The following is a 17,043-nucleotide window of genomic DNA, read 5'->3' as shown; positions in this document are numbered from 1 at the left end:
GGTTTACTTCGCCTTGACCTTGGCCGGCGCCTTGCCGCCCTTCCTGGGCTTGCCCGGCGCCGCGCCGACGATCTCGAAGGCGAGCGCGCCGTCCTTGAGTTTCACCGTTACCTCGCCGCCATGGACGAGCTTGCCGAACAGCAGTTCCTCGGCGAGCGGCTGCTTGACCTTCTCCTGGATCAGGCGGCCCATCGGCCGCGCGCCATAGAGCCGGTCGTAGCCGCGCTCGGTGAGCCACGCCTTCGCCTCGTCGTCGAGGCTGATGTGCACGCCGCGATCGGCGAGCTGCAGCTCGAGCTGGAGGATGAACTTCTCGACCACGCGGCCGACCACCGCCGGCGGGAGGTAGTCGAACGGCACGATAGCATCGAGGCGGTTGCGGAATTCCGGGGTGAAGAGCTTCTTCACCGCGTCCTCCTGCGCGTCCTCGCGGCTGATCTCGCCGAAACCGATCGATTCGCGCGCCATGTCGGCGGCGCCGGCATTGGTGGTCATGATCAGGATGGTGTTCCTGAAATCGACCGTCTTGCCGTGGTGGTCGGTCAGCTTGCCGTTGTCCATCACCTGGAGGAGGATGTTGAACAGGTCGGGATGCGCCTTCTCGATCTCGTCGAGCAGCAGCACCGAGTGCGGCTGCTGGTCGACCGCATCGGTCAGCAGGCCGCCCTGGTCATAGCCCACATAGCCCGGAGGCGCGCCGATCAGGCGGCTCACCGAGTGGCGCTCCATATATTCCGACATGTCGAAGCGCTGGAGCGGGATGCCGAGGATGTTGGCGAGCTGCCGCGCGACCTCGGTCTTGCCGACGCCGGTGGGGCCGGAGAACAGATAGTTGCCGATCGGCTTGTCCGGATCGCGCAGGCCCGCGCGGCTCAGCTTGATCGCCGAGGACAGCACCTCGATCGCCTTGTCCTGCCCGAACACGACGCGCTTCAGGTCGGTGTCGAGGTTGGCCAGCGTCCGCGTGTCGTCGGTCGACACCGACTTCGGCGGGATGCGCGCCATCGTCGCGATCACCGCCTCGATCTCCTTGACGGTGATCGTCTTCTTACGCTTCGACGGCGGCACCAGCATCTGCATCGCGCCGACCTCGTCGATCACGTCGATCGCCTTGTCGGGCAGCTTGCGGTCGTTGATGTAGCGCGCGCTGAGCTCCACCGCCGACTTGATCGCGTCGGGGGTGTATTTGACGTTGTGGTGCCCCTCGAACGCGGTGCGCAGGCCCGCGAGGATCTTCACCGTATCCTCGACCGACGGCTCGTTGACGTCGATCTTCTGGAAGCGGCGCAGCAGCGCGCGGTCCTTCTCGAAGTGGTTGCGGAACTCCTTGTAGGTGGTCGAGCCGATGCAGCGGATCGCGCCGCCCGACAGCGCGGGCTTCAGGAGGTTGGACGCATCCATCGCCCCGCCGCTGGTCGCGCCGGCGCCGATGACCGTGTGGATCTCGTCGATGAACAGGATCGCGTGCGGCAGCTTCTCCAGCTCCGCGACGACCTGCTTCAGCCGCTCCTCGAAGTCGCCGCGATAGCGCGTGCCGGCGAGCAGCGCGCCCATGTCGAGCGAGTAGATCACGGCTTCCTTGAGCACGTCGGGCACCTCGCCCTCGACGATCTTGCGCGCGAGGCCTTCCGCGATCGCGGTCTTGCCGACGCCCGGATCGCCCACGTAGAGCGGGTTGTTCTTGCTGCGGCGGCACAGGATCTGGATGGTGCGATCGACCTCCGGCCCGCGGCCGATCAGCGGATCGACCTTGCCGGCCTTGGCCTTCTCGTTGAGGTCGACGGTGAACTGCTTGAGCGCGCTCTCGCCGCCCTTCTTGGCGTCCTTGGGCTTCTCCTCCTCGGCGCCCTTGACCTCGCGGGTCTCGATCGGCTGACCGCCCTTGCCGACGCCGTGGCTGATGTAGCTGACCGCGTCGAGGCGGCTCATGTCCTGCTGCTGCAGGAAATAGACGGCATAGCTCTCGCGCTCGCTGAACAGCGCGACGAGCACGTTGGCGCCCGTCACCTCGTCGCGGCCCGAGGACTGGACGTGCAGGATCGCGCGCTGGACGACGCGCTGGAAGCCGCTGGTGGGCGACGGATCGGTCGCCGCGGCGACCTTCAGCGCCTCCAGCTCGGTGTCGAGATAATGCGCGACGGTGGTCTTGAGATCGCCGAGGTCCACGCCGCAGGCGCTCATCACCTTCGACGCGTGCTCGTCGTCGATCAGCGCGAGCAGCAAATGCTCGAGCGTCGCATACTCATGCCGGCGGGAGGACGCGGCCTCGAGCGCCTTGTGCAGGGTGGTTTCCAGGGCGGAAGCGAAGGACGGCATCAAATTACTCCAGACGGGCGGGTGCAGATGCCCGCCCCTTGCCCATTATGTCGGAAGTCCGGGGCCGCGCATCAAGCAGGGCGCCCCCGCACCGGTCTGGCTTTGCGCCTTTGGCCGGTGCCGCCGCGCTCATCGCTTGAATAGCGCGTCAGCGCTTGCGCGATGGTTAACGGCGCGTTCAATTCTTTGTTTGGACCGGGCAATTTCCGCTTCGAGCGCAGCGATGCGTTCCTGCAGCTCCTCGACCGAGAAGGGATCGAGGTCCTGCCTGGCGAGCTCCGCGACCAGGTCGCGACTCTTGCGCGGAAGGTTGTCGTCGACGTCCATTGCCATGCAGCGTTGACCGCGGGGGGGCGGCTGTCAATAAGCACGCGCGGGGCTTGCGATGAAACGGGGACGGCGCGTGGCGATTCCGACGACGATGCTGGCGATCGATCCGGCGGAGCCGGGCGGGCCGGAGGTGCTGGTGCCGGTCCAGCGGCCGGTGCCGCAACCGGGGCCGGGCGAGGTGCTGATCCATGTCGCCGCCGCCGGGGTCAACCGGCCGGAGGTACTCCAGCGCAAGGGGCTCTATCCGCCGCCGCCCGGCGCGCCATCGATCCTGGGGCTGGAGGTGTCGGGCGAGGTGGTCGCAGTCGGCCCCGATGGGCCGGAAGAGCTGCTCGGCCAGCCGGTCTGCGCGCTGGTCGCGGGCGGCGGCTATGCCCAATACGCCGTCGCGCCCGCCGGCCAGTGCCTGCCGGTGCCGCCCGCGCTGACCATGGTCGAGGCGGCGGCGATGCCGGAGACTTTGTTCACCGTCTGGACCAACCTGTTCGAGCGCGGCTTCGCGGCGGAGGGGGATACGGTGCTGGTCCACGGCGGCACCAGCGGCATCGGCACCATGGCGATCGCGCTGTGCAATCTGTTCGGCATCACCGTCATCGTCACCGCCGGCTCGCCCGAGAAGGTGGCTGCCGCGCGCGGCATCGGCGCCGACCATGCGATCGACTACAAGGCCGAGGATTTCGTGGAGCGCGTGAAGGAGATCACGGGCGGCAAGGGCGTCGCGGTGGTGCTCGACATGATCGGCGGCGACTATGTCGCGCGCAACCTCCAATGCCTCGCCGACGACGGCCGCCACGTCTCGATCGCCGTGCAGGGCGGGGCACAGGCGACCGTACCGATCTTCGAGATCATGCGCCGCCGCCTGACGCTGACCGGCTCGACGCTGCGCCCGCGCGACACGGTGTTCAAGTCGATGGTCGCCGACGAGCTCCATCGCACCGTCTGGCCGCACGTCGAGGCGGGGCGGCTGAAGCCGGTGATCGATTCGACCTTCCCGTTCGCCGAGGCGCCCGCGGCGCACGCGCGGATGGAGTCAGGAGAGCATGTCGGGAAGATCGTGCTGGCGATCCTGGGGGAGGGGGAATGAGGCTCTATCAGCTATTGCTGCCGGCGACGGTGCTGATCGTCGCCGCGGTGCAGTTCGTGACGCCGGGCCACTTCGGCGTCCTGGTCAATCGCCCGGCGATCGCGGATGTCGCCGAGATCCCGCCGCGCGCGGATCACGCGAAGCTCCGCCGCTTCCTTGATGCACAAGCAATCGTGCTGCCGGCGGATTTTCCGATGACGCCTCCGGACGAACCGGCGCCGGTGCGGCTCGGCTACAACTATCGCACGCTGAGCCTGCTCAAGCTGCCGCTGCTCGCCTATCGCGACCTCGGTTTCGTGCTCTACGACGACAACGATATGCGGCAACGCATGATCCCGCTCGACGACGACTATATGAAGCTTCTCGCGAAGGAAGCGGGCGAGCCGCTCGGCCAAGGCTATGCCTTCCCCTTCTGGCGCTATGTCTGGGGCTGGCTGATCGTCGCCGCGCTGGCCGCCGCCCTTGTTTCCTGGCGGCGCGAGGAAGCCGCGAAACGGCTGGCATTGGGGATCATCTGATACCCCGCTCGCCTGCCCGGCGACCGATTCCGCTAGAGAGTCCCGACGTGTCTCCGTAAACTCCTCCTCGAATCGGGGGCAGGGGCAAGTGCTGGCGTTTCTGAGGGCATCGGAGAACATCGCCTTCGTCTCGGCGATCGTGCTGATGGCGCTGATCGGCGTCGTCCAGCTCGTCGGGCTGGGCGGCGATCTCGATGCGGATGCCGATGCCGACGCCGATCTCCATGCCGGCATCTCGGGCGACCTGCTGAGCTGGCTTGGCGTCGGGCGGCTGCCGCTGCTCATGCTGCTGGTGGTGTTCCTCACCTTGTTCGGCCTCGTCGGCCTGATCGGGCAGCAGCTCAGCCGCGACCTTACCGGCGCGCTGCTGACGCCGTGGATCGCGGTGCCGGCAGCGGCGCTCGCCGCCCTGCCGCTGACCGGGCTCGCCGCCCGCGGCCTCGCCCGCATCCTGCCGCGCGACTTCACCACCGCGGTGCCGCTCGAGGTACTGGTCGGGCGCACTGCCCATATCCTCACCGGCCGCGCCAGCCGCGGCTCGCCTGCGCGCGCCCGGGTCGAGGACCAGTGGGGCCAGGCCCATTACGTCATGGTCGAACCCGACAACGACGGACAGAGCTTCGTCGAGGGGGAGGCCGTGCTGCTCGTCCGGCGCGAGAACGATCTGTTCCGCGCCATTGCCCGCGGCGATCATTACCTGCCGCGCCTGGAACCCTGACCGGAGGACCGTCGTGCCCCAAGGAGTCGCTGCCATGCTGCCCTATCTGATCTATGCCGGCGTCGCGCTGCTGGCGCTGCTGGTGCTGGGGCTGATCCTCGCCAAGCTCTACAAGCGTGCGTCGAAGGAGATCGGCTTCGTCCGCACCGGCTTCGGCGGCGAGAAGGTGGTGATCAACGGCGGCGCGCTGGTGCTGCCGGTGTTTCACGAGACGATGCCGGTCAACATGAACACCGTCCGCCTCGCGGTCGAGCGCAAGAACATGGACGCGCTGATCACGCTCGACCGGCTGCGCATCGACGTGAAGGCCGAGTTCTACGTCCGCGTGAAGCCCGACGCCCAGTCGATCGCCACCGCTGCGCAGACGCTCGGCCTGCGCACGATGAACCCGGAGGCGCTGAAGGAGCTGGTCGAGGGCAAGTTCGTCGACGCATTGCGCTCGGTCGCGGCGGGCATGACGATGGCGCAGCTCCACGAGCAGCGCAGCGAGTTCGTGCAGAAGGTGCAGCAGGTCTCCTCGGTCGACCTGGCGATGAACGGACTGGAGCTGGAGAGCGTGTCGCTGACCGGGCTCGACCAAACCTCGATCGAGCATTTCAACGCCAACAACGCCTTCGACGCCGAGGGCCTCACCAAGCTCACCGAGCAGATCGAGCTTCGCAAGAAGGCGCGCAACGACATCGAGCAGGACACGCGCGTCCAGATCGAGACCAAGAATCTCGAGGCTTCGCGCCAATCATTCCTGATCGGCCGCGACCAGGAGTTCGCGCGGCTGGAGCAGGAGCGCGAGGTCGAGATGCGCCGCGCCGCGCAGGCGGCCGAGGTCGCGCGCGAGCAGGCGCTGCGCCAGCAGGAGGCCGATCAGGCCAGGATCGAGGCCAAGAAACTCGTCGACAGCCAGCAGATCGAGGCCGACCGCGCAGTCAAGGAGGCGCAGATCGCGCAGGAGCAGGCACTCGCGCTCGCCCGGCAGGAGCAGCAGATCGCGGTCCAGAACAAGAGCCGCGAGGAGAGCCAGGCCAAGGCCGAAGCCGACAAGGCGCGTGCCGAGGCGGTGGTCGCCGAGGAACAGGTCGGCACCGCGCGCGAGGCCGAGGTCGCCGAGCGCCAGAAGCGTATCGAGCTGATCGACGCCGCTCGCGAGGCCGAGCGCGCCGCGATCGCGATCAAGGTCCAGGCCGACGCCGAGAAGCAGGCCGCGGCCGACCGCGCCGAGGCGGCCCGGCTCCAGGCCGAGGGCGAGGCCGAGGCGGCCAAGCTCCGCGCCGAGGCCGACCGCGTCCGCTTCGAGGTCGAGGCGGCGGGCCAGCGCGCGATCAACGAGGCGGCGAACTTGCTCTCGTCCGACCAGGTCTCGCTCACCACCAAGATGGCGCTGCTCAAGGTGCTGCCGGAGGTGATCCGCGAGGCGGCCAAGCCGCTGGAGGCGATCGACAGCATCAAGATCGTCCAAGTCGACGGCCTCACCGGCCGCGGCGGTGGCGGGGCGGGCGTGGCCGCGGCGAACGACGAAGGCGGCGATCGCAACCTCGCCAATTCCGCGGTCTCGGCGGCCCTGCGCTACCGGGCGCAGGCGCCGGTGATCGACGGATTGATGCGCGAGCTCGGTTTCGACGGCGGCTCGCTCGACGCGCTGGTGAACGGGGCGGCGGGGACTGCCGTGCCGCCGCCGGCGATTCCGCCCGCGCCACCGTCGCCCGCCGCTGAGCCGCAGGCAGCGGAATAGGGTGATCCATCAGCCGCACTTGTCATCGCCCCCGCGTCTTCGATTGGCGCGGGCCGCGATCGGCGGCTAAGCGCGACGGCGGGAGGAACGATCCATGACGGCCACGCTCACGCTGCACCAATATGCCCAGTCGGCGAACTGCTATAAGATCTGGCTGACCGCCGCCCATCTCGGCATTGCGCTCGATCGGCGCGAATACGACATTCTCAAGGGCGAGACGCGCACGCCCGAGTTCCTGGCCAACGTCAATTCCAACGGCCGCATCCCGGTGCTCCAGGTCGGCGACCGCTTCCTACCCGAAAGCAATGCGATCATCACCTATCTGGCACATGGATCGCGGCTGATCCCGACGGATCGGTTCGATCACGCTGACATGCTCCACTGGATGTTCTTCGAGCAATATCATGTCGAGCCCAATCTCGGCACCGTCCGCTTCTGGCGCCGCTTCGTCGGCGAAGGCGCGCTCACCGAGTTCCAGCGTGCGCAGATCCCCGCCAAGCTCGCCGCGGGCGAAGCGGCGCTCGCGCTGATGGACGAGCATCTCGCCGGCCGCGACTGGTTCGTGGGGCAGGGGATGACGCTCGCCGACATCGCGCTCTACGCCTACACCCATGTCGGAGAGGACGGCGGCTTCGCGGTGCGCAGCCATCCGAACGTCGCCGCGTGGCTGGCGCGGGTCGCGGCCGAGCCGGGGCATGTCGGCATGAACGATTGATTCTGCTGAGTTTTATGACGAGGCGATGACTCGCGAACGATTCGTTCTGTCACATTTCTCGGGCAGTGGAGCGCGGACAAGGGCTTAAGCGGGGACGCTGCTCATGGACGCGATCACCAGACTGCCGGTCGGGGCCGATATCACCGACCTGGCCGATTTCGCCGCATCGAAACCGACCTATCCGGAGAAGACGGTCGAGGAGCGCCGCCGCTACCGCACCATCTGGATCTCGGACGTGCACCTCGGCACGCGCGGCTGCAATGCCGACATGCTGATCGACTTCCTCGACCACGTCGACAGCGACACCATGTACCTGGTCGGCGACATCATCGACGGCTGGCGGCTCAAGAAGAAATTCTACTGGCCGGCCGCGCACAACGACATCGTCTGGCGCATCCTGAAGCGCGCCAAGCGCGGCACGCGGATCGTCTACATCCCGGGCAATCACGACGAGATGTTCCGCCAGTTCACCGGGCTCCACTTCGGCGGGGTCCATATCGTCCGCCAGTGCGTGCACGAGACCGCCGACGGCCGCCGCCTGCTGATCCTGCACGGCGACGAGTTCGACGCGATCACACTGTCGCACCGCTGGCTCGCCTATCTCGGCGACTATGCCTATGAGTTCATGATGGCGCTCAATCGCTGGGTGAACGCCTGGCGGCGCTTCTTCAACCTGCCCTATTGGTCGCTGTCCAAGCACGCCAAGCACAAGGTCAAGAAATCGGTCGAGTTCATCTCCAATTTCGAGGAGGTCGTCGCCCATGCCGCCGCCCAGCGCGGGGTCGACGGCGTCGTCGCCGGACACATCCATACCGCCGAGACTCGCGAAATCGCTGGAATCGCTTATTATAACGACGGAGATTGGGTAGAAGGCTGCACCGCGCTCGTTGAGCATTTCGACGGACGGATGGAGATCCTGCATTGGGCCGAGGAAATGGCGGCACGCGCAGACGCAAAGGTCGAAACGCTGGCGGCGGCCTGACCGGCGTGCGTATCGCGATCGTCACCGACGCCTGGGAGCCACAGGTCAACGGCGTGGTCCGGACCCTCCAGGCCGTGCGCTGCGAGCTCGAGCGGCAAGGCCATCACGTCCTGGTGATCTCCCCCGAGCGCTTCTACTCGCTGCCGTGCCCCACCTATCCCGAGATCCGGCTGGCACTGGCGCGGACCGCGGCGGTCGGCGCGCTGCTCGAGGAGTTCCGCCCCGACGCGATCCACCTCGCCACCGAGGGCCCGGTGTGCGTCGCCGCGCGGCGCTGGTGCCTGCGACGCGGCTTTCCTTTCACCACCGCCTATCACACCCAGTTCCCCGATTATGTCGAGGCGCGCTCGGGCGTGCCGGCGGAGTGGGTCTGGCGCTACATCCAATGGTTCCACGGACCGAGCCAGGCGATCCTCGCCTCGACCCCGTCGATCCGTGAGACGCTGGTGGAGCATGGCCTGACCCGCGTGCGCCACTGGGGACGCGGCGTCGACCTGGCCAACTTCCATCCCGGCATGGAGGCGCATCCGGCCTTCGCCGGGCTGTCGCACCCGATCCAGCTCTACGTCGGCCGCGTCGCGATCGAGAAGAACATCGAGGCGTTCCTCAACAATACCCATCCCGGCACCAAGGTAGTCGTGGGCGACGGACCGGCGCGCGCCAGCCTGGAGGCGAAGCATCCCGACGCGCTTTTCCTCGGCGCCCGGTTCGGTGCGGAGCTGGCGCAATGCTATGCCGGCGCCGACGTGTTCGTCTTTCCGAGCAAGACCGACACCTTCGGCCTTGTGATGATCGAGGCGTTGGCCTGCGGCACGCCGGTCGCCGCCTATCCGGTCACCGGCCCGGTCGACGTGCTGACGCCGGAGACGGGTGCGATGGCCGATGATCTGGACACGGCGATCGCGCAAGCGCTCACCCGCGATCGCGCCCGATGCGCGGCCTACGGCCGCAGCTTCACCTGGGAGGCGAGCGCTCGCCAGTTCCTCTCGGCGCTCGTGCCCTTCGGCACCGGCGAGGCGCTGGCGGCCTGACCAGCACGTTTAAGCCCCTCCCCTTCAGGGGAGGGGTTGGGGTGGGGCCTGTCCACGAGCCGGACGGCCTGCCGCACTCCCCCACCCCCAACCCCTCCCCTGAAGGGGAGGGGCCTAGAATGCGGATGCCGACCTGCCTTTATCCCTCGAGAATCTGCAGTTCGACGTTGTCGAACTCGACCGGATGCCCCTCGCTCTGGAGCGCGATATAGCCACTGGTCAGGCGCAGGTCGCTGCCCGCGCGGGCGACGGCGTCCTTGCCGATCGGGTCGGTCGGATCGAGCCTGGCATTGGTATAGCGCTGCACGACCTTGCCGTTGATCCGGTGGAGAATCTCGCCCGATGGCAGCACGTCGAGCTCGGCCTGCACCCAGGTTCCGTTGGGGATCGTCGGCCCGTTCGAGGGCGTGCAATGGTCGGGCGCCCGCTTGCCGCCGATGTCGACGTCGGTCCCCGGCGTGCAGACGGCGCCCGTCGGCCGCGGCTTGTCGCCGTCGCGGCCGAGCAGCTGGAACTCGATCGACACCGGGAAATTCTGGTCGCGCCCGATGTCGCGCGGGTTTTCCGACAGAAGCATGATGCCGCTGTTGCTGTGCGCCCAGGTCGGCGCGTCGGGCAGGCCGGGTTCGAGGAAGCGATAGCGCAGCCGCAGCCGGAAGAAGCGCAGGGGGCGATCGTAGAACAGATGGCCGAACCGGCCGGCGAACTTGCCACCGTAGTTGGCATAGGACACCTGGAGCTTGCCGTCCTTGACGACGAAGGTCCGCCCCGCGTCTTGGCCGGCGGCTTCGCCGACGATCTTGGGCGTCCAGCCGGCCAGCGTCCGGCCGTCGAACAGCCGCTCCCACCGCGGCGCCGCGCCAGTCGGCTGCATGGGCACGAAGCCCTGTAGGGCGAGCAGCGATGCGAACGCGATTCCGAAAGCAGGCTTCATGACGTGCGCTCTCCCCGTATCCGGCCAATGTGGGCCGAAGTTCTAGAGTTTGATCCATCTCGCTTGAAGCAGCTGTTCCCCGGCGAAGGCCGGGGCCTAGCTGCGGTCGGCTCGATACTTGGCCCCGGCCTTCGCCGGGGAACAGATTCAAACTGGCCAAATCCGACTCTAGGATCGGCCTTCACCTCCCGCAATGGGATCATCAATAGTCCCGCGAGTAGCGCAGGTTGACGTTCGATCCGCCGAACGAGCCGGTCGAGGACAGCAGGCTGAGCGCCTTGGTCAGCGCGATCTCGAGCTGGGTGGCGGTGAAGCCGCGCGCGTCGGTGATGATCTCGATGTAGATGTCGTCGGTGATGTATTTCCCCGCCGCGAGCGCGGTGCCGCGGCCGGTCGCCTCGTCGGAGCCGAGCAGGCGCAGCCGGTCGATGCCCGCCACCGACCTGAGCTTGCCGAGCGGATTGAGCCCGCCGCCTCCGCCCCGCAGCGAATTGAGCGCGGCGGCGAGCTGGATCGCCTCGGTCGCCGACAGGTTGGTGACCGAGCTGCCGAACAGCAGCCGCGACAGCACCTCGTCCTGCGGCAGGCTGGGCGTGGAGGTGAAGGAGAGCTGCGGCGCCTGGGCGGTGCCGCCGATCTGGATCGACGCGGTGATGCCCTCGGTGGTGGTGTTGGCGACGATGTCGAGCGCCGGGTTGGTCAGCGCGCCGCCCTCGAACCGGACCAAGCCGCGCGCCACCTCGAAATTCTTGCCGGCGAAGGCATAGGTGCCCCGGATCATCCGCGCCTCGCCGGTGATGCGCGGCCGTGCAGTGCTTCCCCTGACGCGCAGGTCCGCCTTCCATTCGGATTCGAGGCCCATGCCCGAGATGAAGATCCGGTTGTCGGCATGGATGCGGATCGCCAGCCGGAAGCGGCTCGGCAGCTCGCCGCCCTGATCGCCCTTCGCCGCCGCCTTGGCGACGTCGCTCTTGCGGCGCACGCCGGTGAGCTGCGGCACTTCGGCAGCGCCCTGGGTGACGATCTGGTAGCGCACCTCGGGGATGTTGAGGTCACCCTCGATCAGACCGCCGCGTTCGCGGCTGTTGGTGACCTGGAGGGTGCCGGTGGCGGTCGCGCCGATATCGTCGCTATGGGCGAGCGAGGCGTTGTTCAGCTTCGCGCGGATGTCGATCGGAAAGCCGCTGTCGGCGGCGAGGCCCACCGTCCCCTGCGCCGCCACCGTGCCTTCGCCCGCCCTGGCGGCGAGCTCGACCAGCTCGAACCGGTCGTTGGTGAAGCGGCCGTTGACGCGCATGTCGGTGAGGCGCGTGCCGTAGGTCTCGTTCTCGTAGGTGAGCTGATTGGCGCGCACGACACCATTGAGCTGGGGCGCCGACAGTCGTCCGCCGAAATCCGCGGCGACACCGATCCCGCCGCCGAGCTGCTGACCCGAGAAGCCGGCGAAGGAGAACAGTACGGCGGCCGGTCCGTTGTAGCGGATGCCCCCGCCGAGCGGCGCCGCGAACAGGCGCTCGGTCCACGACCCGCCCTCGCCCAGGGGGCGCAGCGTGGCGAGGAGCCGGCCGACGGTGGTGGTACCGCGCTTGATCAGCGCGCGCGCCTCGCCCCCCTCGGCATCGAGCCGGCCGAGGAAGTCGATGTTCACCGGCGTCGACACCGAGGCGAGGCTCGAGCGGGTGAAGTTGGCGACCGTGATGCGCGCGTCGGCGTGCGGCACGCTGGCGCCGGCCGCCTGGGTGAAGGTGACGCTGCCGGTCGCGGCGCCGCCGATGCCGAGATTGGGCACGAAGGCATTGACCACGGCGAGGTCGAGCCGGTCGAGCCGCGATTGCAGGGCAAGGCCGCGGCCATAGGTGCCGGCCAGGCGCACCGACCCTTGGTCGAAGTCGATCCGCGTCGGCAGCAGCCGGTACTCGCTCTCATGCGGCTCGATGCGCGCCGGGGCGGCGGTGCGGAAGTTGATGCCGTTCGCCTGGCCCTGCAGTGCCGCCAGCCACAGCCTCGGCGAGAAGCGCGCGTTGGCGCCGATCCGGAACGGGACGCCGGACGAGCCCTCGGCGAAAGCCTGGGCGGTGCCGCTGCCGCCGCGATAGTCGATCTTCGCGCGGGCGGCCTTGAGCATGAAGTCGCCCATCTTGAGCGTGGCGATCTGCGCGTCGCCGACGATGGCCGGCTTGTCCGGATACATCACCGCGTTGCCGGTGATGATCGCCTGCCCGATGGTGAGTCCGGCGGTGCCGGGGATCACCGCGTTATAGGCGCGCGCATCGACGTCGGCCCGCTGATACTTCCCCTCAGCACCGAGCCCGAGCGTGCCGTTCACGCCCGACCCGGCGAAGCGCAGGCTGCCGGCGAAGGGCCCCGCGGCGGTCTGCTGGACGCGGCCGTTGAACAGGATGCCGGCGAAGCGGGTGTCGCGCACGTCGGCGGTCAGGCGAGGCGACGTGGCGAGCAGGAGATTGGCGTTGAAAGGACCATAGTCGGTGCCGCCGGTCGCGACGACGGCATAGCGCGCGCCCTGTCCCCGGATCGTGGCGTTGAGGTCGACCAGGCCGATCCCGACTCCCGGCCGCGGCGCGCGCAGGTTGACCACCGGCGCCGCCAGCGTGCCGTTCACCCGCGCGAACAGCGGACCGTACTGGCGCGACCAGGCATCGGCGTTGACCAGGATCGGCCCCGCAGGATCGTAGCGGCCGGAGCCGTTCGTCACCTTGAACCCCGGCGCATTCACCCGGAGCCCCGAGAAGGCGATGATCCCCTGCGGCGTATAGTCGACGTCGGCGCGGCTGTAGGCGTTGCCGCCGAGGAACTCGCGCAGCCCGTCGTTGAAGATGCGCGCCGTCCGGGCCGCCACGCGGCCGCGGATGCCGAAGCCGCCCGACGCCGGCGAATAGAGCCTGGCGTCGGTGTCGACGTTGACGATGCCGACGCCGTCGATGCGATAATCGTTGACGCGCCCCTTGAGCGCGCCGGTGTAGCGGCCCTTGGCCATGTTGGCGGCGACGATCGCGGTGGCGTCGATCTTATCCGAGCGCACGCGCAGATTGTCGGAGAGGATCTCCGTACCGCCGTTGACCGCGAGATCGCCATTGACGCGGACGTTGGTGAGCAGCCCGCCCGCCGCGGCGTTGAGCCCGGTCACGCGGGCCGCCCGCGCGGCGATCGGGATCAGGATGCGGTCCGCGTCGACGCGCGCCTTGCCCTCGGCATAGAGCCCTTCGACGCCCATCGATCCGAAGCCGAGCGCCGCGGCCTGGACCTTGTAATCGACCACCGGCCGCGCGAACGGCCCGTCGAGCGCGACGGCGGCGCGCACCGACCGGCCGTTGAGGTTGGGCGCGATCGCGCCCGGGGTGAGCAGCTGCGCCTCGGCCCGGACGTTGCCGAACCGGCTCTTGCCGAGGTCGAGCAGCCCCTCGGCCGCCACCGCCAGCGCGCTCGAGCGCAGCTGCAGCTTCGTATCGGCCTTGCGATCGTCGAGCGTCGCGTCGAGCGCGACGTCGAGCCGCGGCGCCGTCAGCCGCTCGACCGGTCCCTTCAGGTAAAGCCCTGGCCGCGTCGGCCCGCGCACCCGGAAGGTGCCGCTGCGCGCCTCGATCGCGAGATCGGCGAGCCGGCCGGTGCCGAGATCGGCGACCGCGCGGCCGTTCCAGGCCTTCCAGCTGCCCTTGCCGTCGACAGTCGCGGTGAGCGGCGCCTCGAGCTTCGCCATCGTCGCGACCAGGCCGCCCTTCGGCGCGTTCAGCTTGAGGTCGATGGCGAGCCGGTCGGCGTCGGGCACCGCATCGAGGTTGAGCGCGAGCCGGTCGCCGCCGCCGATCGTCACCGCATTGGCCACCACCTGCGCGCGCCGGTCGGCGATATGGGCGCTGCCGTTCAGGCTCAGCAGCCGGCGCTGTCCGCTCACCGTGGGCGCGAGGTCGATGCGCCGGATCGCCAGCCGGTTCACGTCGATGTCGATGTCGGGCAGGATCGGCGCATTGGGCTCGCTCGGCACCGGCTTGAGCTCGGGCAGGCGCGTGACGGTGACCAGCGGGCTGGTCAGCGAGCGGACGTCGACGTGGCTGCGGATGAAGGCGAACGGCCGCCAGTCGACCGCGATCCGCGGCGAGGTGGCGAAGGTGCCGTGCTGGTCCTGCACCTTGACGTCGCGCAGCACCATCGCGCCGTAGAGCGATCCGTCGATCCGCCCGACGCGCAGGTTGAGCCCGTTCGCCATGGTGTAGCCGGCGATGCGGTCGGCGACGAAGCGGCGGCCCGGCTGGGTATCGAGCCCGAACACCAGCAGCCCGGCGAGCACGACCAGGCCGACGAGGCCGACGCCGATCCACAGCGCGACCCGCTGCCACAGCGGCCGGCGTGCCGCCGCGGTCTCGGCGGCGGGCGGCGGGGGCGTCTCTTCTTCGGCCATCAGAACGCCTGCCCGATCGAGATGTAGAGCGCGATCTTCGATTCGCCCGGCTTGCGATTGATCGGCGTCGCGACGTCGAGGCGGAACGGCCCGAAGTTGGTATAATAGCGCGCGCCGATGCCGACGCCGAAGCGGATGTCGGACATCTTGGGCAGCTCGCTCTCATAGACCTGGCCCGCGTCGACGAACGGCACGATGCCGAAATTGCCGAAGCGATAGCGCGCCTCGATCGAGAATTCGTTCAAGCTGCGGCCGCCGACCGGCCGGTGGATGGTAGGCGAATCCTTCTCGTCCGGATCGGTCGGGTCATAGTCGGGATTGGGCTCGGTCGTACGTGGCCCCAGCTCCTGGAAGCCGAAGCCGCGCACCGACCCGCCGCCGCCGGCATAATAGCGCCGCGACGGCGGCAGATTGTCGCGCCCCGTTCCTGCGATCGCCCCCGCCCGCGCACGGCCGGCGATGACCAGGCTGTCGCTGATCGGGTAATAGGTGGTGCCCTCCAGCATCGCGCGGACATAAGGGCGCACCGCTCCCTGCACCGACGTCTCCGGGCTGACGTTCAGCTTCACGCGGAAGCCGCGCGTCGGGTTCAGCAGATTGTCCGAAGTATCATAGCCGAGGAATGCCGGCAGCGCCGCGATGCCATAGGTGCGGCGCACGCGATCGTTGAGATCGAAGTCGTAGACGCTCTCGTTGGTGCCGACCAATTCGACGCCATAGAAATAGGTCCAGCGCTTCTGCCAGATCGGCGTCGAATCGCGGCTGATCCGCGCCGACAGCGTGCCGGTATAGGCGCTGAAGGCGTCGTAGTTGCTATGGTTCAGCGCGGCGGTCAGCGAGAAGGTGCGGTCGCGCTTGCCGGCGTTCGAACGGCGGAAGGTTGCCGACAGGCCCTGCTCCTGCGTGCCGGCGACGCCGGAGATGATCAGCGCGCCTTCGGGCGGGAACAGGTTGCGGTGCGTCCAGCTCGCCTCGGTGCGGAAGCCCTGGCCGGTGCCGTAGCCGACCGTGCCGGCGAGCGTGCGCTGCGGCCCCTTGTTCTGGCGCACCATCAGGTCGACCTGCTCGGTGCCGTCGGGGCCGGGCCGGCCGGTCTTGCGCGGCGACACGCCGACGCTTGAGAACAGGCTGGTCGCGACCAGCGCCTGGCGGAGGTCGTCGACCTTGCGGCTGTCGTAGAGCTCGCCGGGCTTGAAGCGCGCGAGCACCGCGATGTGATCGGCGTCGAACACCGGATCGCCGCGCGTGACGAAGCCGCCGAAGCTGCCGCGCGGTCCGGTGTCCACCGGCAGCGTATAGTCGCCCGTCAGCGTGGCCTCGTCGAGCAGGATGTCGCGCTGGCCGACCTCGGCGAAGGGATAGCCCTGCTGCGGCAGCTTGAGCGCGACATTGGCTTCGGCGCCCTCGATCCGCTCCGCCTCGATCGGATCGCCGACCTTGAGCGGCAGCTCCTTGTCGATCAGCCCGGGCGGCACGGTCGGCGCCGCCTTGATCGTGATCGACCCAAGCGAATAGCGCCGGCCCGGCACGGCGGTGATCGTCGCGCGGACGCGGCCGGGCTGGTTCGGCACCTGCTCGATCATGGAGGTGGCGGTCGCGTCATAATAGCCGCGCGAGGTCATCAGGCGGACGGCGAGCCCCTCATCCTCCCTGGCACGGGCGTTGACCATCGCCGCGTTGGGCGCGTCGTCGTCCTTGCGCAGCGCGGACAGCGCATTGAACTCATCGTCGAGCCCCACCGTATCGAGCCCGATCACGCGCGTGTCGTAACGGATCGCGGCGGCGGGCTGATCGTCGACCCCGGCGATGGTGACCGGGGTCACGTCGAAGCCGGACAGCGGCGGCAGGGGCTGCGCGAGCTCGCTCTCGGACGGTAGCGGGACCGGCGTCAGATCATCGGGGGCGGGCTCGACTCCGGCCTGCGCGGGGGGCGCCGAAGGCGTGGCCGGCAACGGTTCCAGGGGAGCATTGATGTCGCCGGACAGCGGCGGAATCGATTTCTCGAACTGGTCGTCGGGAACGATCGCGCCGTCAGGCGGTGGTTGATTCTGCGGCTGGGGCTCGGGCGTCGTCGCCGGTGCAGGCGCGATCTGAGCCCGCGCGACACCGGACGGCGCTGTCAGACCGATCGCCAGTCCCAGAAAGATCGCGATCGAACCTGGTCGCACGCCCCTTGTGCCTCCGCCTGAGGGCACATCCGTTCAGGCGCGCCCTTCTTGTCATGAACCGAAACGACCCGGATCGAATTTAGTGCCGCTCCAGAGAGATGAGGTCG

At 68.7% G+C, this 17,043-nt stretch carries 12 protein-coding genes; 7 read left to right on the top strand and 5 right to left on the bottom strand.

Features of this window, described 5'->3' with window-relative positions:
- Positions 1 to 3: 3 nt before the first annotated feature.
- Positions 4 to 2,316 (bottom strand): ATP-dependent Clp protease ATP-binding subunit ClpA, encoded by a 2,313-nt coding sequence (gene clpA / locus LZK98_RS16780; RefSeq protein WP_233783662.1) that lies wholly within the window; start codon positions 2,314 to 2,316, stop codon positions 4 to 6.
- A 129-nt stretch (positions 2,317 to 2,445) separates the two neighbouring features.
- On the bottom strand, positions 2,446 to 2,643 hold the full coding sequence (locus tag LZK98_RS16775) for a DUF1192 domain-containing protein (RefSeq protein ID WP_233783661.1): 198 nt from the start codon (positions 2,641 to 2,643) through the stop codon (positions 2,446 to 2,448).
- 94 nt (positions 2,644 to 2,737) lie between these two features.
- Between LZK98_RS16775 and LZK98_RS16770 the strand changes: the two genes are divergently transcribed.
- The 7 genes from LZK98_RS16770 to LZK98_RS16740 all read left to right on the top strand — a co-directional run bounded on the left by LZK98_RS16770 (position 2,738) and on the right by LZK98_RS16740 (position 9,420).
- A complete protein-coding gene (locus LZK98_RS16770) occupies positions 2,738 to 3,730 on the top strand; it encodes an NAD(P)H-quinone oxidoreductase (protein ID WP_233786627.1) in 993 nt (330 codons plus the stop codon).
- A complete protein-coding gene (locus LZK98_RS16765; protein WP_233783660.1) occupies positions 3,727 to 4,248 on the top strand; it encodes a hypothetical protein in 522 nt (173 codons plus the stop codon). Before LZK98_RS16770 ends, LZK98_RS16765 begins: the two co-directional genes overlap by 4 nt.
- An 88-nt stretch (positions 4,249 to 4,336) precedes the next feature.
- Positions 4,337 to 4,966, top strand: a complete 630-nt coding sequence (locus LZK98_RS16760) for a YqiJ family protein (protein ID WP_233783659.1) — start codon at positions 4,337 to 4,339, stop codon at positions 4,964 to 4,966.
- A 34-nt stretch (positions 4,967 to 5,000) separates the two neighbouring features.
- Complete coding sequence (locus LZK98_RS16755) at positions 5,001 to 6,692, top strand: flotillin family protein (protein ID WP_233783658.1); 1,692 nt, start codon at positions 5,001 to 5,003, stop codon at positions 6,690 to 6,692.
- A gap of 94 nt (positions 6,693 to 6,786) precedes the next feature.
- Entirely contained in the window at positions 6,787 to 7,407 is a 621-nt protein-coding gene (locus LZK98_RS16750; protein ID WP_233783657.1) for a glutathione S-transferase family protein, read from the top strand.
- A gap of 103 nt (positions 7,408 to 7,510) precedes the next feature.
- A complete protein-coding gene (locus LZK98_RS16745; RefSeq protein WP_233783656.1) occupies positions 7,511 to 8,389 on the top strand; it encodes a UDP-2,3-diacylglucosamine diphosphatase in 879 nt (292 codons plus the stop codon).
- Positions 8,390 to 8,394: 5 nt separating this feature from the next.
- Entirely contained in the window at positions 8,395 to 9,420 is a 1,026-nt protein-coding gene (locus tag LZK98_RS16740; RefSeq protein WP_233783655.1) for a glycosyltransferase family 4 protein, read from the top strand.
- A gap of 139 nt (positions 9,421 to 9,559) precedes the next feature.
- On the opposite strand, the gene LZK98_RS16735 is transcribed toward LZK98_RS16740, so the two are convergent.
- From LZK98_RS16735 to LZK98_RS16725, 3 genes are all read right to left on the bottom strand, one after another.
- Complete coding sequence (locus LZK98_RS16735; RefSeq protein ID WP_233783654.1) at positions 9,560 to 10,354, bottom strand: 3-keto-disaccharide hydrolase; 795 nt, start codon at positions 10,352 to 10,354, stop codon at positions 9,560 to 9,562.
- 202 nt (positions 10,355 to 10,556) lie between these two features.
- Positions 10,557 to 14,768, bottom strand: coding sequence for a translocation/assembly module TamB domain-containing protein (locus tag LZK98_RS16730; RefSeq protein WP_233783653.1), 4,212 nt, complete (start codon positions 14,766 to 14,768; stop codon positions 10,557 to 10,559).
- Complete coding sequence (locus tag LZK98_RS16725; protein ID WP_233783652.1) at positions 14,768 to 16,936, bottom strand: autotransporter assembly complex protein TamA; 2,169 nt, start codon at positions 16,934 to 16,936, stop codon at positions 14,768 to 14,770. The genes LZK98_RS16730 and LZK98_RS16725 overlap by 1 nt, the downstream gene beginning before the upstream one ends.
- Between the last annotated feature and the right edge of the window lie 107 nt (positions 16,937 to 17,043).

The sequence above is a fragment of the Sphingomonas cannabina genome, assembly GCF_021391395.1.
Lineage (GTDB): Bacteria > Pseudomonadota > Alphaproteobacteria > Sphingomonadales > Sphingomonadaceae > Sphingomonas > Sphingomonas cannabina.
Note: the sequence above shows the minus strand (reverse complement) of the source record. Positions and strands in the feature narration are given on the sequence as shown.